The sequence below is a fragment of the Pseudoalteromonas sp. DL2-H2.2 genome (assembly GCF_021532535.1).
Classification (GTDB): Bacteria; Pseudomonadota; Gammaproteobacteria; order Enterobacterales; family Alteromonadaceae; genus Pseudoalteromonas; species Pseudoalteromonas rubra_A.
In genome coordinates, this window is sequence record NZ_JAKGBD010000006.1 from 35,000 (window position 1) to 53,820 (window position 18,821).

Consider the following 18,821-nt stretch of genomic DNA (forward strand, 5'->3'; position numbering starts at 1 on the left):
AGCGTATTGCATTGTCGATCAATTTGTTAGTTCTGCGTGCTTTGATAGAAATTTCCGTTACAATGAAGCCGTCGGGCTAGCGTTTTATTGATGCGCTGATCGCCGCTGTCCGGTGCCATACCCGGTTTTGCAAAGTTAATGTAAGGAAAAGTCGTGTCTTCATTGTCTGGGATCACTAAAAGTTTAGTCGTTATCGCGTCATTGTTCATTGTTTTAGCCGGAATAAAACTGGCCAACGAAATAGTTGTCCCTTTTGTTTTAGCGGCCTTTATTGCCATTATTTGCAATCCACTGTTAAAGTTTTTTGCAAATTACCGCATTCCTAAAGGACTGGCGATTGTGCTGATCATTATGCTGGTGATGCTAATGGGTATGAGCCTCACAGGTCTGGTTGGCCAGTCATTGAACGACTTTTCCAGCCAGCTGCCGCAATACAGAGAAGCGCTGCGCAGCAAGTTTATCTGGTTTGTCGACATGGCGGCCCAGTACAATATTTTGATTGATAAACAACAGCTGATCGCTTTGTTTGATCCGGGCAAAATGATTGATGTTGCAACCAATATGCTGGCAGGATTTGGTGGCGTAATGGCGAACATCTTTTTGATATTGCTGACCGTGGTATTTATGCTTTTTGAAGCGCCTATGATCAGCACTAAAGTGCATCTTGCACTGGATGACCCGGATATGAAAATGAAGCAGATTGATCGTTTTTTGGATTCGATCAACAGTTATCTGGCGATAAAAACCCTTGTCTCGCTGGCAACCGGCCTGGTTGCAGCGCTCTTTTTGTGGATACTGGATGTTGATTACTTCGTGCTGTGGGGCGTGTTTGCCTTTTTACTCAATTATATTCCCAATATAGGATCTATTATCGCCGCTGTGCCCCCCGTGCTGCTGGCGTTGGTGACACATAGCCCTGTGGTCAGTGCTATTGTCGCCGCGGGCTATGTCTGCATTAACACCGTTATGGGTAATATCATTGAACCACGCTTTATGGGCAGAGGCTTAGGTCTGAGCACCTTAGTGGTGTTTCTGTCTTTGATTTTCTGGGGCTGGCTGTTGGGCACTGTGGGCATGTTGCTATCTGTGCCGCTGACTATGGTGGTTAAAATTGCTTTGGAGAATAGTGAGGACGGGCGCTGGTTGGCCACAATGCTCGGTGGAGAAGAGCAGCAACAAGCCAGATGATAGCTATTCTGGCTTGCTTTAAGTGGGCCGCTTTGTGGTCTTATTGAACCAGAAAGTCGGCCTGAAGCTCCAAAGTGTGCTGCTTGATAAAGTCAATTTTACAGCGCTTGTATACCTTAGCGGCCAGGGTGGCATTTGGCATTTGCTTTAGATAGCGCCAGCGACAGGCATCTTCCATGTATCTTTCCTGATTGATAAAACTGCGTTGAATAATAGGCAGTAGCTGGGAGTTGCCTGTTTCTTTTTGCAGGTTTTCGGTGTCCATTACCAACTTGGTTATCCAGGTCTTTCGTTCGCGCTCCAGCAGCTCAATATTGCCATCAAGACACATCAGGTAGCGCTTGGCTTTTTCGGGATGATCTGAGTTGAGGTGAGCACACTCTTGCAGCGCCAGCCTTGCAGCTTGTGCAGACATACTGAACGCTAAAAGTGATACTAAACACAGTACTCTATTGGTTTTGTTCATAACTAAATTCTATTGTGAACTGGGCGCCGCCCAGCTGGCTATAATCTATGTTTATGCTTCCGTGATAGGAAGAAACAAGGTCGGATACAATTGCCATACCAACACCATGACCGCTTTCATAGGTATCCAGGCGTGTTCCACGTTGCAAAAGGGTACTTCTGTTTTGCTCCGGGATCCCCGGGCCATCGTCGCTGATGATAAATCTGACCCCCTTGTTCTGATTATACTTCACTTCAATATCGACTTGTGAACTACATGCTTTACAGGCATTGTCGATCAAATTACCCAAAATTTCCATTAAGTCGGTTTTATCCCCTAAAAAGGCGGCTTCTTCCGGGCATTTGGTACTAAAGCTGATCTGCTTGTCGTGATAGACCTTAGTCATGGCATTGAGAATGGAATTAACGACAGGTTGCACTTGAGTTTGCTTTTTCCAGGTATCAGAAGCGCCAGATGCTGCGCGTTTTAGTTGGTGCTCAATCATGGCGTTAATGCGGTCTAGTTGCTCCTGAGCATCGGCATTCTCTGCCAGAGGACTGGATTTCAATACCGCCAGCGGGGTTTTCAGTGCATGGGCAAGGTCGCTTAGTGAAGCGCGATAGCGCTCTTTTTGCCGTCTTTGCGAGTCCAGCAATAAGTTTAGGTCGGCTTTGATGGTATTGAGTTCAACCGGGTAGAGGCCACTTATCTTATCGCTTTCGCCTGCTTCGACCGCTTTGATTTCTTTATCCAGCCTTTGCAATGGACGGGCGCTCCAGATAAAACCAAACGCCATGAGCGCGGCTATCATCACACCCATTACCAGCATCCAGTTGACTAAGGTGTTGCGAAACTGCGCCATCTGCGCAACCAGCGCTGAGTTTTTCTTGAGCAAAATAAACTTGGCTTGTTGCGAGTGACTGGCATTACCCAGAATGACCGTCATGCTGAGCTGCCAGTATAGTTCCTGATTGTATTCAACCCGCTCGAACTCGGCAGCCCCTGCTTTGCTTTGCGAAATATCTGGTGTGACGGTCAGGTTCATTGCCGACTCTGAATGCCAGACCAAGGCATTTTGCTGGTAGATTAGTGCGTAAGTGTCTGAATTAAGTCGATTTAATTCAGGTGCTAAAATGCTGTTGGGCATCTCCATGGTGACAAAATCAACTTCAGAGATCAGCGAGTAGAGGTGGGCTTCCAGTGTTTTTTCCGTGGCGTCTACCAAAGTAGCGTAATAGGCACGACCAATTGAGAAAAACAGGGCTGGGAGGGCAATAATTAAAACAAAGACAAGGATAAACCCTTGTCTTATTTTGAGCGAAATTTGAGCGCGATTTACCACTGGTTCTTAAACCTATAGCCTCTGCCTCTGAGCGTTTCAACAGGGTTTAGTGTGCCATCCGGGTCGAGTTTTTTCCTCAGTCGAAGGACAAATACTTCAATCACATTGGAGTCCAAATCAAAGTCCTGATCATAAATATGCTCGGTCAGTTCTGATTTAGAAATCACTTTGTGTGGGTTGACCATCAGGTATTCCAGTACTTTGTACTCGTAGGCGGTCAGTGTCAGTTCTCTGTCTTCTACCCATACCTGCTGAGAGCGCGTATGAATTTTAACCGGACCAATCGAGATCTCCGGGTTAGCTTGTCCGGCACTTCTGCGGATCAGCGCGTTACAGCGTGCAATTAACTCTTCGGTGTGGAACGGTTTGGTCAGGTAGTCATCGGCACCAGCATCCAATCCTTCTACTTTTTCCTGCCAGCGGTCTCGGGCGGTCAGGATCAAGATAGGCAATTTGATCCCTTTTGCTCGCGCTTGACGGATGAGCTCGATACCGTCGAGTTTTGGTAAACCTAAGTCAACGACGGCTAAATCTAATGGGTACTCGGTTAAGTGAAAAAGACCATTTTCTCCATCGTGGCACAGATCAACACTGTACTTCTCTTTTTCCAGCGCGGTGCGCAGGTTTTCAGCCAGCTGAATATCATCTTCTATTACAAGAATTCGCATTGTTTAGTCCTTCTTCACTTCGCCCGTAACCTGGTGAACTTTTAAATCTATGATCCGACCGTCATCGAGTAAAATCCTCACGATATAGTATTCTCCTTGTTTGGAGATCTTGAGGGTTTTGCCCGAATACTTGTCGGTTGCAAGTTTAACTGCTTGCTTTTTGCTTATGGTATCTTGCTTCTCGGTGGCTTGTGCGCCTTGGAACGCCAGCACACAGCAAATCAACGTAGCAGCAAGACATCTTGGCAACTGCATTTATAAGCTCCACGGTTAGGGTTGCTTAACATCTTGTGGCACAGGCTATTGGAAAACGACTTAACCCATGCTGAACTTGTTAAGGCAGTACTTTCTTGTATGGCTTGACGACACTATTGGCATACACGCCAGCGGCGATATAAGGGTCTTGTGCCGCCCACTCTTCGGCTTGCGCCAGAGAATCAAACTCGGCGATCACCAGCGAACCTGTAAAGCCAGCTTCACCTGGATCCGGGCTGTCGATAGCCGGCAGTGGACCCGCTGCGAATAAGCGTTGCTGTTGTGCAAGTTCATCGAGTCTGGCCAGGTGCGCCGGGCGCGCTGCCAAGCGCTTCTGCAAAGAGTTCTCAACGTCCGTTGAATAGATCATATAAAGCATAGGGTGCAAAAAATTATTGTGTTATTTGCGCCTATCATAGACTGAACCGGCCCTGTGTGTAAATGCTGCCACCACTGATGGATAAAGACAAATTCCGCAGCGTGTATGTTTAACTTGTTATAAGTGCGTTGTGTAAGCGTGTAAAGGTGTGAGGTTTACGTCAATGGCCGAGCGGATTAGACGTTTATACTTGAAATGCCGTGCTGATGGCTGGTAGAGTCCATCGACTATTCTTACAAAATAATAATAAGGTTGTTCTTGTGAGCGCAAATCGTGAGCACTTCAGCTCGCGGCTGGGATTCATCCTCGCCGCAGCGGGTTCCGCAGTCGGGATTGGTAACCTGGTTGGGTTTCCCGTGTCTGCAACAAAAAATGGGGGCGGTGCTTTTCTGCTGACTTATGCCCTGTTTGTTATCTTTATCTGTTTGCCTGTCATGATGGCTGAGATGGCAATGGGCCGTAAGGCACAAAAAGACCCTTATGGTTCCTATAAATCGTTAACCCAGGGTGACAAAAAGTGGTCCCTGGCTGGCGCGATTGCAGTATTAACGCCGTTTATGATCGCCGTTTTCTACATGGTTATAACGGTATGGATCTTTGGTTATCTGGTACAAACGGTGCTGGGGAATCTCGACATGCTGGCCAATCCTGGCCACTTTGATGCCTTTGTAAACCAGTACTCTATGTTTATCTACATGGTGTTCGTGGGCCTTATCGTCAATCTGATTTTGGTCGGTGGTGTTAAAGAGGGCATTGAGAAGGCCGCTAAATTCATGATGCCGGCGCTGTTTGTGCTGCTGCTTGGCCTGGTTGCCTACGTACTGACGCTGGACAATGCGATGGCCGGGGTGCGCTACTACCTGGTGCCTGATTTTTCTAAGATGAATGCCAGCGTGCTCAATGGTGCACTGTCACAGTCGTTCTTCTCGTTGTCACTGGGTATGGGTATTTTGATCACCTATGCGTCTTACATCTCCAAAAAAGATGACATCGTAGGCAGTTCAAAAATGGTCGCGATCACAGACTCTCTGGTTGCCTTCATTGCTGGTCTGATGGTGTTACCTGCTATCTTTAGCTTTAACCCGGACACAGATCCTGCCAAGCTGAGTGATTCGTCCGTGTCTATGATATTTGTGTATCTGCCAAAGCTGTTACTGGCACTGCAATCTGACATTGGCTATTTTGGCGCTTCTGCGGTTGCTGCGCTGTTTTTCTTGCTAGTGTTTTTTGCTGCAATTACCTCTTTGGTGTCGATTATTGAAGTACCTACCGCTGCGCTGATGGAAGAAAAATGCATTAGCCGTAAAAAGGCGCTGGGTGTGCTGGCACTGACAACAGGCGGGTTGACGGTACTGTGTACCATGTCGTTTGGTATGGTTGGATGGCTGACGGACTTTATTGACTACGGCGGTGCCAGTCAGAGTATGTTTGCGCTGATCTCGGATGTATTCTACGAGACCATATTGCCATTCAATGGTTTGCTGGTGTGCTTGTTTGTGATGTATCGCTGGAAGAAGCACAACTTGTCTGAGGAACTGGCTCAGGGGTCGCCAAATTATAAAGGCAGCTTGATGGAAAAGTATGTGAACTTTTCACTGTCGACCTTTATCCCCGTGATCCTTGCTGTGATCTTCATCAATACAGTGACCACTAAGTTCTTCTCTTTCAGTCTGTTTGGTTTTTAACAGCCCCTGAAATACCTGACTCGGGCGTCACCTGCTGTGACGCCCGAGTGCTAAAAAGTCACCCCCGAATCCAGATACTGCCCCAAACCCAGGGTAAACACCCAAAGCCCCCACAGACTGTGCTCAAGCACACAGACCGCCAAAGAGCGGCTGTGAGCATAGGTATAGGCAAACAGCAATCCGCCGACAAAGGACAGTGCAATCGCCACCCAGTTGTCGTATACACAGTGCGCCAGCGCGAACACGGCGGCGCTCAGTACAACCCGGCTGGTTTTTTTCGGCAAGATCCGTTTGTAACGGTGGAAAAAATAACTGCGAAACACCAGCTCTTGCGGCAGTACCGATAAAATTGGATAGGCTATCAAAAGGATCAACCAGTCACGGGTGGAGTTGAGCGGCATATCAAACCAGCTTTCCTGATTGACCAGGCCATAAAACATCGCAGAAAACAGCGCACCAATAAAAAAGGTTGAAAATAGCCGCCGCTTCACAGTTGAGAAGGTCCCCAGGCTGGTGAGGCGAAAACGTTTGAAGTGTGGATCGGTCAGTAACAAATATGTACACACAGCTGTGAGTATAATCAGGGCCGGGAATAACCAATTGGCGAGTTGATGGCGAAAAGCATAGGCAATAATGGGTAACAGAAAAAACACCAGGAATAGTTCGCACCAGCGATATTGGTTTGCGTTCAATGTAGCCTCTGGTATGTCTGACAACGTTAGCCTAACTATAGTCAAGGCTGTTCAACTCGGGTATGGCAGGCCGCGGAAAACTTTGTTTGATTGACTTTTGCGACAGAACTCCTTAGCCTGCCGGGCTTTGTTGTATAAAGACGGATGCATGATGAATAAAAGTGAACTGGTTTCGGCCATGGCGGCCCACAGCGAATTGACTAAAAAAGACACGCAGGCTGCGCTGGGTAGTCTTTTAAAACTTATCACCAAACGTCTCTCTGAAGGAGATCAGGTCCAGCTCAATGGCATGGGCACCTTTACGCTGAGTTATCATCCGGCCAAGCCGGGCAGAAACCCCAGAACCGGGGAAGAGATCATGATTGAAGGGCAAAATAAGGTGTTGTTTAAGCCAGCCAAAGCCTTTAAGGATGCTCTGGCTGACTAAGTAAGGCTAAAACGACTTAGCGTGCCGTTGCCGCTTTCATATCGCGGACAAAGGCGTTCAGGGCCTGATACATAGCCGGTTTGTCATCCAGGTGCTGCTCAATGATTTTAACCACGGCAGAGCCTGAGATGGCACCCGCAGCGCCAGAGTCCAGCGCTGCTTTGACCTGCTCTGGCGTTGAGATACCAAAACCCAGTAAGGCTGGGGCCGCATGGTACTCGGTAAGCTTAGTGATGATTTCATCGGTTGGCATTTGCACCTGGCTTTCTGTGCCGGTTACCCCAGCGCGAGAAAGCAAGTAGGTATAGCCTCTGCCATAGCTGGCACATTCGCGCAAAGTATCATCGCTGGCGTTCGGTGTTGCGATAAAAATCGGCTCAATACCCGCATCTACCGCGGCTCTGCGGAACATTTTTGACTCATGCAAAGGCACGTCGGCAACTAAGACTGAATCGATGCCGGCCGCTTTGGCTTGCTGATAAAAAGCTTCCAGACCACGTGCAAAGATCAGGTTTGAGTAAAGCAGCAGTCCGATCGGCAAGTCAGGGTATTGCGCTCTGATGGTACTGATCACGTCAAAGCAATCTTCTGTGTCTATGTTTTGCTCCAGTGCACGAATGTTCGCAGCCTGGATCACCGGGCCGTCTGCAATCGGATCAGAGAAAGGGATCCCCAGCTCCAGTGCATCCGCACCGCCTTCAATCAGGCTTTTGATGATGGCCAGACTAGTTTCTTTGTCCGGATCGCCAATTGTAACAAATGGCACAAACGCACCTTGCTGCTTGTCCTTAAGCTGCTTAAACATCTCATTGTAACGGCTCATAGCTCACCTCGCGCTTCTAATACCTGATGGACATGGGCTAAGTCTTTGTCGCCACGGCCACTTAAATTGATCACTATTACTGTGTCCTGCTCCTGTGCTTCTGCATATTTCAGGGCATAGGCCAGTGCGTGGCTTGATTCCAGCGCGGGTATGATCCCTTCGTGCTTTGCCAGCGCCTGAAATGCGGCCAGCGCTTCATCGTCGGTCACTGCTACATATTGTGCACGGCCCGTTTCATGCAGATAGGCGTGTTGTGGCCCAACAGCGGGGTAATCGAGGCCGGCTGACACTGAGTAAGATTCTTCAATCTGGCCGTCCTGGTTCTGCATAATATAGGTATAGGCACCGTGCAAAATGCCCTTAGTGCCTTTACACAATGCCGCACCGTGTTCTTCTGTATCTAAACCTTTGCCCGCAGGCTCGACACCAATGAGTTTCACGTCTTTTTCGTCAATAAAATCTGCGAACATACCAATCGCATTAGAACCGCCACCGACACAAGCCATGACCACATCCGGCAGTTTACCCTCGGCTTCAAGCACTTGTTGCTTGGCTTCTTCGCCGATCATTTTCTGGAACTCACGTACCAGCGTCGGGAAGGGGTGAGGGCCTGCGGCTGTACCGAGCAAATAGTGGGCGGTTTTGTAATTGGCTGACCAATCACGCATTGCTTCGTTAACGGCGTCTTTTAATGTGCCCGAGCCCGCGGTGACCGGGATCACCTCGGCACCCATCAGGCGCATACGGAAAACATTTGGTTGCTGACGCTCAACGTCTTTGGCACCCATGTAAACACGACATTTTAGGCCGAGCAGGGCACAGGCCAGTGCCGTTGCAACACCGTGTTGTCCGGCGCCGGTCTCCGCGATGACTTCTGATTTACCCATACGTTTAGTGAGCAGCGCCTGACCAAGCACCTGATTGGTTTTGTGCGCGCCACCGTGAAGCAGATCTTCACGTTTAAGATACAGCTTCACTTTGGGGTTTTTAACCAGGTTTCTGGTAAGCGTTAGCGGCGTTGGGCGTCCTGCAAACTCATTCAATAACTGATAGAACTCCTGCTGGAAAGCCGGATCTTTTTGCGCTTTGTTAAACTCCTGCTCAAGCTGCTTAAGTGCAGGAACTAGTAATTCAGGGACAAACATGCCACCAAAATCACCGTAATAGCCTGTATTCATTGTTTCCACCTCAGTATTTACGAATTGTATTAAAAGCTGTATTGAGTTTGTCGGCGCACTTTTTGCCCGGGCTGGTCTCGACGCCTGAGTTCAGGTCGAACCCGGCTGCGCCCAGGTACGAGGCCTGTGTTAGATTGTCTGCGTTAAGGCCACCTGCCAGCATAAAGCTGCCCGGCGTCTGGTTCAGTAACTGCCAATCAAATGCCTGACCTGTGCCACCAAGTTGACCTTTGACTTTGGTGTCGTACAAATGTTTGTCGACGCCCTGTAAAGGTTCAGGTAAATGGTCGCTGATCCCCTGTGCTTTCCAGATCTGGCAGTTGACAGGTAACTGCTGGCGCAGCGCATCGACATAATCTTGTGATTCATTGCCATGCAACTGGACTGCGCTGAGTTTCAGAACCCGCACATTTTCAATCACCTGCTCAAGCGGGGCATCGACAAACACACCCACATAATTGAGCGGCGCGCTGTCTACGACCGCTTTGGCGCAGTCAATATCGACATAACGGGGTGACTTGGGATAAAAAATCAGACCGCCGTACACTGCGCCTGCCTCATAAGCAGCAATGGCGTCCTGGCTGCGCGTTAGGCCACAGACCTTGTTTTCGCCCAGGATCAGCTTGCGACATGCGGTTTCAAGGTCTTGTTCTGCCATTAATGAGCTGCCAACCAGAAAACCATTGCAAATGGGCGCTAAGCGTTTTACGTCTGCATGGGTATAAATGCCAGACTCAGAGATCACGGTTTTATCTTCCGGGATCAATTTGCGCAAACGTTCGCTGGTTGCCAAGTCTGTACTTAAATCTCTAAGATTACGGTTGTTGATCCCAATAAGTTTGGCATCCAGCTTAAGGGCGCGATGAACCTCTTCCTCATTACTGACTTCCGTCAGTACCGCCATATTCAGGCTGTGGGCCAAATCAGCCAAAACCTGGTAACGTGCGTCATCAAGTACTGATAGCATCAGCAAAATGGCATCGCCACCGCTTACACGGGCCAGATACACCTGGTATTCATCAATAAAAAAGTCTTTACAGATAAGCGGCTGTGACACCTGAGTTCTGACATAGCTAAGATAATCAAAATTACCCTGAAAATACTTTTCGTCAGTCAGCACACTGATGCAGCTGGCATAACGGCCATAAACCGCGGTAATTTCGTCCAGGTCGAAGTGTTGACGGATCAGCCCTTTCGACGGCGAAGCTTTTTTACACTCCAGAATAAACTGAGTACCCGGACGGCTCAATGCTGCGTAAAAATCGCGGTCGCTGGGGGTTATCTGCTCTATAAAACTGTCCAGCGGGCGCGCTTGCTTGCGTTGTGCCACTTCAACTTCTTTATCAGCAACGATTCTCTCTAATACATTAGCCATTGCTCACCTCCACAATTTCGGCAAGTTTATCGGCGCAGCGTCCGGACGCCAGCATTTCGGCAACCTGAGCACTGGCTGATTTCAGGTCCGTTGCTTTGTCTGTCATGACCAGCAGCGCTGCGACGTTGGCGATGATAGCGGCATTGTGTGCTTCTTTGCCTGTGCCACTGAGAATATCCCTGGTTGCCTGGGCATTAAACTCTGGCGTATCGCCAAAGATGGCTTCAAGCGGGTAGCGCGCCAGCCCAAAGTCTTCAGGCGTCAGTGTGTAGTCTTTCAATTCGCCCTGATTAAGCTCTGTTACCAGGGTTTCGCCATGCAGTGCAATTTCATCACAGCCTGAGCCATGAACGACCATGGCGCGTTGGGTGCCGAGCTTTTGTAACGTCTCTGCCATTGGGCGACAAAGCTTAGGGTCGTAAACACCCAGCAATTGCACCTGAGGCTGAGCTGGGTTGGCAAGCGGGCCGAGAATATTAAACAGGGTGCGGGTTTTAAGCTTAGTGCGCACTGGCATCGCATGTTTGACACCGGCGTGATAGTGCGGGGCAAACAAAAAGGTAAAGTTGGTTTGTTGCAAGCAGCGTGCACCCTGTAATGGGTCCATATCCAGGTTGATCCCCAGTGTTTTTAACAAGTCGGCAGAGCCGGATTTGCTCGATACGCTGCGGTTGCCATGTTTAACCATAGGAATACCGCAGGCGGCTGCAACAATAGCGGCTGTGGTACTGACATTGATGGTGTTGGTGCCATCACCGCCCGTGCCACAACTGTCTGCACACAGCAAGCCCTGGGTGTCGAATGCCGTAGCATGGTCACGCATAGCTTTTGCGGCGCCTGCGATTTCTTCGGCGGTTTCGCCCTTGATTTTCAGGGCGACCAGCGCGGCGGTGAGTTGTACCTCATCCAGCTGGCCTTGCATAACGGCGCTAAAAAGATCGGTGGCTGTGGCGAAATCCAGCGATTTTTGTTCAAGTAATAGATTCAAACTGTCCATGTCTACTCCTCACCAGTGAGATAGGCGATGCTTTGCTTAAGAAGCTGAGCACCGCATGGGGTTAAAATAGATTCCGGGTGAAACTGATACCCGATCACCTTATCGTTCGGGTGGTAAATCGCCATTGGAATATCTTCATAGTTTGCAATGACTTCAAGGCTCTCTGGCACCTGAGTTGCCATTAAAGAATGATAACGCGCAACCGGAAAAGATTTGCCCAGCCCGGCAAAAACCGGATGGGGCTTTACGCTAATGTGAGACGATTTACCGTGCACGGTTTCGCCGGCATGGCCTATGGTGCCGCCGTAGCTTTGTGTCAGTGCCTGCTGCCCCAGGCAGATCCCCAGCATGGGGTACTTGCCTTTACACAGGTCAATCAGCTCCAGCAGGCAGCCCGCATCTTTTGGGGCGCCGGGGCCGGGTGATAAAACTAGGATCACCGGGCCGCTTTCTTGCTGCATTTTGGCAAAAATCGTTCTGGCATCAAGGTGGTTTCGGTAAACGACCAGCTCGGCACCGAGCAGCGACAGTTCATCAACCAGGTTATAGGAGAAGGAGTCAAAGTTATCGAGAAAGTATATCTTGGGGATCATGACTGCGCTCCTGCATAAGTCGATTGAATGGCTTTGATCACGGCGCTGGCTTTGGCACGAGTTTCGTCGGCTTCGGCTTGCGGATCGGAATCATAAACAACACCTGCACCGGCCTGTACCAGCGCCTGGCCATTTTTAACGAAGGCTGAGCGGATCACGATGCAAGAATCCATCGCACCATCCCCGGTCAGATAACCAACGGCGCCACCGTAGCTGCCACGTCGTTGCTTTTCCGTGTGTCTGACCAATTCTGCCGCTCTGACTTTCGGTGCGCCGACAAGTGTACCCATGTTCATACTGGCCTGATAGGCATGCAGGGCATCGAGGTCCGGTTTCAGCTGACCGACCACGCGTGAAACCAGGTGCATGACCTGAGAATAACGGTCTACTTTGAGTAGCTCTTTGGCATGACGGGTGCCGGGTATGCTGATCCTGGCCACATCATTACGGGCCAGATCGACTAGCATTAAATGCTCGGCACGTTCTTTTTGATCGTCTCTGAGTTCCAGTTCGATGCGGCTGTCCAGATCCGGGTTGATACTGCCATCGGCAAACTTACCACGAGGCCGGGTGCCTGCAATAGGATACACTTCAACCTGATTACTCTGCTCACAATATTTCAATGCCGATTCGGGAGAAGCACCAAACAAGACAAAGTCTTCGTCGCGCATATAGAACATGTACGGACTTGGGTTTTGCTGCTTAAGCGCTTTGTAGGCTGACATTGGGTCGGCACAAGGCAAAGAGAAGGTACGCGAGGGCACCACCTGAAAAATGTCGCCATCGACAATGTGCTGCTTCAGTTTTACCACTTGCTCTATATAAGTCTCATCACTGATATCGACACTGACCTCACAGCGACCGGTAAGCGGACTTGGTGAGAATGACTCTAAAGCATCACACTGATGATTGAGCACTTCAAGCTGGCGGCCGACCTCAAAACAGTTTGCATGAACGTCGGGGCCGTTGAACACATTGCCGATTAACTCAGTGGTTTGCGCCTGATGATCTATGATAAGCAGGGTCTCGGCCAGATAGAATACGTAGTCAGGGCAGCTGTTGGCACCGTCTGGCACCTCAGGCAGTTGTTCAAAATTGGCCACCATATCGTACGCAAACACCCCTCCCAGAAACAACGAAAACGGTGTGTCTGAGTTACATTTGATGCGGTTGATACAGGTTCTGAGTGCGCTAAACGCATTATCGGCTTTGAGCTTTGCATACTCGTCGAGATCAGCCGATGTGTCGCGATAAGTAATGGTTAGCACTGAGTTATCTTGGGTTACGTCGCAGTTTTCCACTTCCTGAGCCAGGTAGGGCAGCAGTTGCTCACCATTGTTGGACAGTGCTCTGACGATGACTTGCTTGCCCTGACACTCAAAGCGCAGTGCGGTATCAACCAGAATAATGCTTTTCACATTGTCTTTGGAGTCGATTTCTGCCGATTCCAGCAACAATGAGTTGGGCTTGTCCAGCGCTGCGAACAAAGACAAGGGGCTGGCGATATACTCTCGCCGTAACCGAATACTGGTTACTTCCCCGGGCTGTGTCGTTATATGACTAAAAATCACACCTCATTCCTCGTAATTTTCATAATTTAAGCTAAAAAAAACCCCCGTAAGCGAGTTGCTTGCGGGGGTCTGTGTATTAGGTACAAAGATGCCGTCCCGCTAATTCAGGCACCACCACCAAGACATATCTAGTAAAAGAGTTGTTATATTATTGATCACTATACAATATCTTTGAGAAAATTAAGTTACAAAAAAACCCGCGTGTTTAGCGCGGGTTTCGAAAATCTTGCATGCACAACGATTCACCCGCTAGTTACGAGTGCCACCACCAAATGTTGAAAGTTGTTTGTATGTTCATTTGTTAAGTCATCGTTATGTAAATTGATTGCCAACAGTAAACCGCACTATGGGACAAAGTGTCAAGGTCAAATCGGAAAAAAACCAGTTAGTTCCCAAAAATGGTTATTTTGACCTAGCCACTCGCACAATTATCACTGTTTAGTGTGTCAGATAAGCGCCCGTAAAAGTAAACAACATGGTATACTAAAATCTGCATTTTTTTATAAGGTTATGAGAGTTTGATTAAATACGACTTACACAGTCACAGTACTTTTTCGGATGGTCGTTTGGCGGTCAGTGCCTTGCTGGAACGAGCAACCGAAAGAGGCGTGGATGTCCTTGCGATTACGGATCACGATACCACTGCGGGCCTGGCACCTGCGCGTGACTACATCACTGATAAGCAATTGCCCTTGTCGCTGATCTCCGGGGTTGAAATCTCAACCAAATGGGAGAGCTTTGAAATACACATAGTCGGTCTGAATATAGATGAGTCGAATGATGCGCTCGCAACCTTGCTTGCCAGTCAGCAGCAAAAACGCCGTGAGCGTGCCAAAGAAATTGGGGCACGGCTGGCCAAACGCGGGTTTGAAGGTATCTATGAGGAAGCACAAGTGCTTGCTGAAAACGCTGAAATTACCCGCGCCCATTTTGCTAAAGCACTGGTAGACAGAGGCGTTGCCAAAAACATTCAGGGCGTGTTTAAAAAATATCTGGGCCGCAACAAAATCGGCTATGTGCCGAGTAGCTGGTGCACTATGGGAGAGGCCATTGAGGCCATACACAGTGCGGGTGGCGTGAGCGTGCTGGCCCATCCCGGACGTTATCAGATGTCGAACAAGTGGCTCAGAAAGTTACTCGGTGAGTTCAGTGCCGCCGGGGGCAAGGCAATGGAAGTTGCACAACCACAGCAGGCGCCATCGGAGCGCCAGTTTCTGGGGCAGCTGAGCCGCGAATATAACCTGCTGGCCAGTCAGGGATCTGATTTTCATTATCCGACAAACTGGTTGGATCTTGGAAAAAATCTATACTTACCAAAAGATTGCCAAGGTGTTTGGCAGTTCTGGGGCGCGACAGAGGAGTGACAGCGTGAGCCAATTTTTTCATATTCATCCCGATAACCCACAGGGCCGTCTGATCCGTCAGGCCGTTGATATTATTCAGCAGGGTGGGGTGATTGTATACCCAACCGATTCCGGTTACGCGATTGGGTGCAGCCTGGGTAATAAACAGGCGAAGGAGCGTATTGAACGTATTCGGGGTATTGAAAAACATCATAATTTTACCCTGATGTGCCGTGATTTGTCCGAGTTATCGACTTATGCCCGTGTCGATAACCAGATGTTTCGTATGATCAAAAATAATACGCCGGGTCCTTACACCTTTATTCTCAAAGGAACAAAAGAAGTACCCAGACGTTTGCTCAATGAGAAGAAAAAAACCATCGGGATCCGGGTCACTGAGCATCCGATCACGGCCGCGTTACTGACGGAGCTGGGCGAGCCTTTGATGTCTTGTTCATTGATATTGCCGGATGAGCAATTTACCGAGTCGGATCCGGATGATATTCGGCTGCGCCTGGAGAAGCATGTTGATCTCATCATTCACGGCGGATTTTTGATAGAGCAGGCGACGACTGTGATTGACATGTCTGATGATGAAGTGGTGATCCTGCGCCGTGGTTGTGGCGATACGACCCCGTTTGAATAAGCATGGTTGATCAAGGCGCACAGCAAAAGCTGCCACTGGCGTTTTTACACGGAGAGGCGGTGCTCGAAAAACCGGAAGACCTCTATATCCCTCCGGATGCGCTGGAAGTCATACTCGAGACGTTTGAAGGCCCGCTCGACCTGCTATTGTATCTCATCAAGCGCCATAAGCTGGATATCCTGGAGCTACCGATACTGAGCATTACGCAGCAATACGTAAAGTATGTGGAGATGATGCAGGACATGCAGCTTGAGCTGGCTGGTGAATACCTGGTGATGGCTGCCTTACTGGCACAAATAAAGTCTCGTTTACTTTTACCCGTGCATGAAGAGCTGGAGGATGAAGAAGATCCCCGTGCAGAATTGGTCAGACGGCTTCAGGAATATGAGCAATTCAAAAAAGCAGCGGAGAATCTGGATCAGCTGCCTCGTGTTGATCGGGAGATTTTTGTCGCCCGTGCGCTGATGGAAGAAACAGACGCGCCACAGGCACAACTTCCGGATATAGATATGGCTGAGCTGCTGCTGGCATTGAGTGATGTAATGGCACGGGCAAAAACGTTTGAACACCACCAGATCAGCGCCGAAGCCTTATCGACGCGCGAGCGTATGGCGGCCATTTTACAGTTTTTGTCTGCGCATCCGGAGCCGGTTGAGTTTTCCCGCTTGTTTACCTTGTCAGAGGGGCGCAGTGGGGTGGTCGTTACATTTATCGCAATGCTTGAGTTATTGAAAGAGCAGTTGATCGACTGTGTGCAGGTTGCCCCCGCTGCCGCACCGGCCAGCACAATTTATTTGTCATTAAAGCTACAAGAGTGACGCCGGCTCTGTCATAATACGCGGCTTTAGACTAGCCTTATCCTACTTGCATGAAACGCCGTATCAGTGATGAACAATTGGTTGAACTGGTTGAAGCAGCCATATTCGTTGCCGATAAGCCTTTATCCCGAAAGCAGCTGAAAGAAACCGTTTTACAGGACATTACTGTATCGGATGCCCGCCTCAGGCAGGCACTGGCAACTTTGAGTGAGCACTATCAGACTCGGGGCGTCAAACTGGTTGAAGTTGGCACGGGCTATCGTTTTCAGGCTTGTGCCAGTTTAAGCCCCTGGCTTAGCAACCTGTGGCAGGAAAAAGCACCCAAATACTCTCGGGCGACGCTCGAAACCCTGGCACTGATCGCTTATCGCCAGCCTATAACCAGAGGCGAGATTGAGCAGGTGCGGGGCGTGACGGTGAGCTCCAACATCATCAAAAGCTTGCTGGAGCGGCAATGGATAAAGGTGGTGGGCTATAAAGAAGTGCCGGGCAAACCGGCGCTGTATGCAACAACCAAACAATTTTTGGACTACTTTTCGCTCAACGGGTTGGATATGCTCCCTGAGCTGCCACCCCAGCAGGGCGAGAAGCTAGATCAGATGTTAGATGATCCTTCTGTGAGAGAACCATCAGAATGAGTGAGAAGTTACAAAAAGTTTTAGCACGCGCTGGCGTTGGCTCGCGTCGTGAAATGGAAAAATACATCGAAAGCAACCGTGTCAGTGTGGACGGCAAGGTAGCTAAGCTGGGTGATCGCGTAGAAGAAAACGCCGTCATTCGCGTCGATGGTCATATCGTTAAAGTAGAGCAACAGGAAGAGCGGATCTGTCGTGTCCTGATGTACCATAAACCTGAAGGTGAGCTGTGTACGCGTAAAGATCCGGAAGGCCGCCGTACCGTGTTCGACCGTCTCCCGCGTATTGAAGGCGATCGCTGGATTGCCATTGGTCGATTGGATGTCAATACATCAGGCTTGTTGCTGTTCACCAATGATGGTGAACTGGCCAATCGCCTGATGCACCCTAAATATGAGGTAGAGCGTGAATATTCGGTGCGGGTATTTGGTGATGTAACCAACGAGCATCTGCGTAACCTGAAAAAAGGGGTGGAACTGGAAGACGGTCCGGCGAAATTCCTGAAGCTGGCACCACGCGGTGGTGAAGGCCTGAACAAGTGGTTTAACGTCACTTTAACCGAAGGTCGTAACCGCGAAGTGCGTCGCTTGTGGCAATCTCAGGAGCTTGAAGTATCGCGTCTGATCCGAGTTCGCTATGGTAAGCTGGAATTAGGTAAACGTCTGCCCCAGGGCGGCTGGGAAGAGCTCAAACTGGAAGATGTGAATTATCTGCGCAAGTCGGTAGGTATGCGCCCTGAAACGCAGACTAAACTGTCTGTGATGCCTGAAAAGCGTAAAGATAAGCGTGCGAAGATCAACCGTATTCGCAAGGCGGTAAATAAGCACAACCAGCGCCTCAAGCAAAGCAAACGTCGTTAAAACAGACACAAAAAAGCCGCTTTTCGCGGCTTTTTTTATGGCTTACTTAGGTTGGGCATCCAGCGACTGACCATTTACCTCGGCCGAGTCATCGGACATCAGGTAGAGGTAAGTCGGCATCAGTTCTTCGGGGGTTTTTAGTTTGTCTTTATCTTCGCCCGGGTAAGCTGTAGCGCGCATGCCAGTGCGAGTCGCACCTGGGTTAATACAGTTAATGCGAATGTTGGTTTTACCCACTTCTGCGGCCCACGTTTGCATCATACCTTCGGTGGCAAATTTCGAAATGGCATAAGCGCCCCAAAATTCGCGGCCCTGACGACCTACGCCAGATGACGTAAAGACAATAGAAGCGCTGGGTGATTTACGCATCACAGGGAACAGGTATTTGGTGATCATTGCCTGTGCGGTAACGTTCACTTTCATGATGTTCTCAAACGTGGACACGCAAAAATGTTCCAGCGGACCTAGGGCACCTAAAATGGAGGCGTTATTTAGCAGCCCGTCAAGCTTGCCAAATTGTTGTTCGATCGTTGCGGCAAGGTCGCGATAGTGTTGTTTTGTCGCGCCTTTCAGGTCTAAAGGCACAATGGCCGGTTTTGGACATCCTGCCGCAACGATTTCGTCATAAACACATTCCAGCTTTTGGGTGGTTTTACCCAGCAGAATCACCGTTGCACCATGTTTGGCGTAGGTCAATGCGGCAATCCGGCCAATGCCATCGCCTGCACCCGTGATCAAAATCACTTTGTTTTCTAAAGCATTCTCAGCTGCTTGATAAGTATGCATTTTGAACCTCTGAGCTAAATTTTCGGCATATTTTAACACATACCACAGCCAAGTTATCGAATTTATTGTAAATATGGCTGGCGAAACGCTACACTTTGCGTTAACTTAAACTGGT

The 18,821-nt window shown here is 49.3% G+C and carries 21 protein-coding genes; 8 read left to right on the plus strand and 13 right to left on the minus strand.

All coding sequences use genetic code 11. The features are described from left to right. The first annotated feature begins 153 nt into the window (after window positions 1-153). Complete coding sequence (locus L1285_RS11815) at window positions 154-1,188, plus strand: AI-2E family transporter (RefSeq protein ID WP_046003285.1); 1,035 nt, start codon at window positions 154-156, stop codon at window positions 1,186-1,188. 40 nt (window positions 1,189-1,228) lie between these two features. Here L1285_RS11815 and L1285_RS11820 read toward each other — a convergent pair whose 3' ends face one another. From L1285_RS11820 to L1285_RS11840, 5 genes are all read right to left on the minus strand, one after another. Continuing rightward, on the minus strand, window positions 1,229-1,654 hold the full coding sequence (locus L1285_RS11820) for a hypothetical protein (RefSeq protein WP_046003284.1): 426 nt from the start codon (window positions 1,652-1,654) through the stop codon (window positions 1,229-1,231). Continuing rightward, window positions 1,638-2,975, minus strand: coding sequence for an ATP-binding protein (locus L1285_RS11825; RefSeq protein ID WP_235412488.1), 1,338 nt, complete (start codon window positions 2,973-2,975; stop codon window positions 1,638-1,640). The genes L1285_RS11820 and L1285_RS11825 overlap by 17 nt, the downstream gene beginning before the upstream one ends. Further along, a complete protein-coding gene (locus tag L1285_RS11830) occupies window positions 2,969-3,643 on the minus strand; it encodes a response regulator transcription factor (RefSeq protein ID WP_046003282.1) in 675 nt (224 codons plus the stop codon). The genes L1285_RS11825 and L1285_RS11830 overlap by 7 nt, the downstream gene beginning before the upstream one ends. Window positions 3,644-3,646: 3 nt before the next feature. Beyond that, window positions 3,647-3,898 (minus strand): PepSY domain-containing protein, encoded by a 252-nt coding sequence (locus tag L1285_RS11835; protein WP_235412489.1) that lies wholly within the window; start codon window positions 3,896-3,898, stop codon window positions 3,647-3,649. Window positions 3,899-3,977: 79 nt separating this feature from the next. Continuing rightward, window positions 3,978-4,277: a YciI family protein gene (locus tag L1285_RS11840; protein WP_046003280.1), complete on the minus strand. Its 300-nt coding sequence runs from the start codon at window positions 4,275-4,277 to the stop codon at window positions 3,978-3,980. Between the two features lie 260 nt (window positions 4,278-4,537). On the opposite strand from L1285_RS11840, the gene L1285_RS11845 reads away from it, so the two are divergent. Beyond that, entirely contained in the window at window positions 4,538-5,962 is a 1,425-nt protein-coding gene (locus L1285_RS11845) for a sodium-dependent transporter (RefSeq protein WP_209051593.1), read from the plus strand. Window positions 5,963-6,012: 50 nt separating this feature from the next. Here the strand turns inward: L1285_RS11845 and L1285_RS11850 are convergent, their stop codons facing one another. Further along, entirely contained in the window at window positions 6,013-6,654 is a 642-nt protein-coding gene (locus L1285_RS11850) for a CPBP family intramembrane glutamic endopeptidase (protein WP_046003278.1), read from the minus strand. A gap of 151 nt (window positions 6,655-6,805) precedes the next feature. Here L1285_RS11850 and L1285_RS11855 point away from each other — a divergent pair, with 151 nt between their 5' ends. Further along, window positions 6,806-7,081: an HU family DNA-binding protein gene (locus L1285_RS11855; protein ID WP_046003342.1), complete on the plus strand. Its 276-nt coding sequence runs from the start codon at window positions 6,806-6,808 to the stop codon at window positions 7,079-7,081. 16 nt (window positions 7,082-7,097) lie between these two features. On the opposite strand, the gene trpA is transcribed toward L1285_RS11855, so the two are convergent. The 6 genes from trpA to L1285_RS11885 are packed head-to-tail and all read right to left on the minus strand — an operon-like array spanning window position 7,098 to window position 13,618. Next, entirely contained in the window at window positions 7,098-7,904 is an 807-nt protein-coding gene (trpA, locus tag L1285_RS11860) for a tryptophan synthase subunit alpha (RefSeq protein WP_235412490.1), read from the minus strand. Further along, window positions 7,901-9,082, minus strand: a complete 1,182-nt coding sequence (gene trpB / locus L1285_RS11865) for a tryptophan synthase subunit beta (protein ID WP_125719354.1) — start codon at window positions 9,080-9,082, stop codon at window positions 7,901-7,903. The genes trpA and trpB overlap by 4 nt, the downstream gene beginning before the upstream one ends. Window positions 9,083-9,092: 10 nt before the next feature. After that, a complete protein-coding gene (gene trpCF, locus L1285_RS11870) occupies window positions 9,093-10,457 on the minus strand; it encodes a bifunctional indole-3-glycerol-phosphate synthase TrpC/phosphoribosylanthranilate isomerase TrpF (RefSeq protein WP_235412491.1) in 1,365 nt (454 codons plus the stop codon). Then, the gene (gene trpD / locus L1285_RS11875; RefSeq protein ID WP_235412492.1) at window positions 10,450-11,454 is read right to left on the minus strand and encodes an anthranilate phosphoribosyltransferase; all 1,005 of its coding nucleotides are present in this window, start codon (window positions 11,452-11,454) and stop codon (window positions 10,450-10,452) included. Before trpD ends, trpCF begins: the two co-directional genes overlap by 8 nt. A gap of 2 nt (window positions 11,455-11,456) precedes the next feature. Then, window positions 11,457-12,047: an aminodeoxychorismate/anthranilate synthase component II gene (locus tag L1285_RS11880; protein ID WP_209051597.1), complete on the minus strand. Its 591-nt coding sequence runs from the start codon at window positions 12,045-12,047 to the stop codon at window positions 11,457-11,459. Next, complete coding sequence (locus L1285_RS11885) at window positions 12,044-13,618, minus strand: anthranilate synthase component 1 (RefSeq protein WP_235412493.1); 1,575 nt, start codon at window positions 13,616-13,618, stop codon at window positions 12,044-12,046. Before L1285_RS11885 ends, L1285_RS11880 begins: the two co-directional genes overlap by 4 nt. A gap of 518 nt (window positions 13,619-14,136) precedes the next feature. On the opposite strand from L1285_RS11885, the gene rnm reads away from it, so the two are divergent. Genes rnm through rluB form a run of 5 tightly spaced genes read left to right on the plus strand, consistent with a single transcriptional unit; the run spans window position 14,137 to window position 17,920 of the window. Next, the gene (gene rnm, locus L1285_RS11890) at window positions 14,137-14,982 is read left to right on the plus strand and encodes an RNase RNM (RefSeq protein WP_235412494.1); all 846 of its coding nucleotides are present in this window, start codon (window positions 14,137-14,139) and stop codon (window positions 14,980-14,982) included. Window positions 14,983-14,986: 4 nt separating this feature from the next. Beyond that, window positions 14,987-15,607: an L-threonylcarbamoyladenylate synthase gene (locus L1285_RS11895; RefSeq protein ID WP_235412495.1), complete on the plus strand. Its 621-nt coding sequence runs from the start codon at window positions 14,987-14,989 to the stop codon at window positions 15,605-15,607. 2 nt (window positions 15,608-15,609) lie between these two features. Beyond that, a complete protein-coding gene (locus L1285_RS11900) occupies window positions 15,610-16,425 on the plus strand; it encodes a segregation and condensation protein A (protein ID WP_235412496.1) in 816 nt (271 codons plus the stop codon). 50 nt (window positions 16,426-16,475) lie between these two features. Continuing rightward, on the plus strand, window positions 16,476-17,063 hold the full coding sequence (gene scpB, locus L1285_RS11905) for an SMC-Scp complex subunit ScpB (protein ID WP_235412497.1): 588 nt from the start codon (window positions 16,476-16,478) through the stop codon (window positions 17,061-17,063). Beyond that, the gene (gene rluB / locus L1285_RS11910) at window positions 17,060-17,920 is read left to right on the plus strand and encodes a 23S rRNA pseudouridine(2605) synthase RluB (protein WP_235412498.1); all 861 of its coding nucleotides are present in this window, start codon (window positions 17,060-17,062) and stop codon (window positions 17,918-17,920) included. Before scpB ends, rluB begins: the two co-directional genes overlap by 4 nt. 42 nt (window positions 17,921-17,962) lie before the next feature. On the opposite strand, the gene L1285_RS11915 is transcribed toward rluB, so the two are convergent. After that, window positions 17,963-18,706 carry a YciK family oxidoreductase gene (locus L1285_RS11915; protein ID WP_235412499.1) on the minus strand — a complete coding sequence of 248 codons (744 nt, stop codon included), beginning with the start codon at window positions 18,704-18,706 and terminating at the stop codon, window positions 17,963-17,965. Window positions 18,707-18,821: the final 115 nt, after the last annotated feature.

Excerpts from the sequence above, each read along its gene's own strand:
- L1285_RS11820 (WP_046003284.1), bottom strand. The coding sequence starts at position 1,654 with ATGAACAAAACCAATAGAGTACTGTGTTTAGTATCACTTTTAGCGTTC.
- L1285_RS11830 (WP_046003282.1), bottom strand. The coding sequence starts at position 3,643 with ATGCGAATTCTTGTAATAGAAGATGATATTCAGCTGGCTGAAAACCTG.
- L1285_RS11835 (WP_235412489.1), bottom strand. The coding sequence starts at position 3,898 with ATGCAGTTGCCAAGATGTCTTGCTGCTACGTTGATTTGCTGTGTGCTG.
- L1285_RS11840 (WP_046003280.1), bottom strand. The coding sequence starts at position 4,277 with ATGCTTTATATGATCTATTCAACGGACGTTGAGAACTCTTTGCAGAAG.
- L1285_RS11855 (WP_046003342.1), top strand. The coding sequence starts at position 6,806 with ATGAATAAAAGTGAACTGGTTTCGGCCATGGCGGCCCACAGCGAATTG.
- trpA (WP_235412490.1), bottom strand. The coding sequence starts at position 7,904 with ATGAGCCGTTACAATGAGATGTTTAAGCAGCTTAAGGACAAGCAGCAA.
- trpB (WP_125719354.1), bottom strand. The coding sequence starts at position 9,082 with ATGAATACAGGCTATTACGGTGATTTTGGTGGCATGTTTGTCCCTGAA.
- trpCF (WP_235412491.1), bottom strand. The coding sequence starts at position 10,457 with ATGGCTAATGTATTAGAGAGAATCGTTGCTGATAAAGAAGTTGAAGTG.
- trpD (WP_235412492.1), bottom strand. The coding sequence starts at position 11,454 with ATGGACAGTTTGAATCTATTACTTGAACAAAAATCGCTGGATTTCGCC.
- L1285_RS11880 (WP_209051597.1), bottom strand. The coding sequence starts at position 12,047 with ATGATCCCCAAGATATACTTTCTCGATAACTTTGACTCCTTCTCCTAT.
- L1285_RS11900 (WP_235412496.1), top strand. The coding sequence starts at position 15,610 with ATGGTTGATCAAGGCGCACAGCAAAAGCTGCCACTGGCGTTTTTACAC.
- scpB (WP_235412497.1), top strand. The coding sequence starts at position 16,476 with ATGAAACGCCGTATCAGTGATGAACAATTGGTTGAACTGGTTGAAGCA.
- rluB (WP_235412498.1), top strand. The coding sequence starts at position 17,060 with ATGAGTGAGAAGTTACAAAAAGTTTTAGCACGCGCTGGCGTTGGCTCG.
- L1285_RS11915 (WP_235412499.1), bottom strand. The coding sequence starts at position 18,706 with ATGCATACTTATCAAGCAGCTGAGAATGCTTTAGAAAACAAAGTGATT.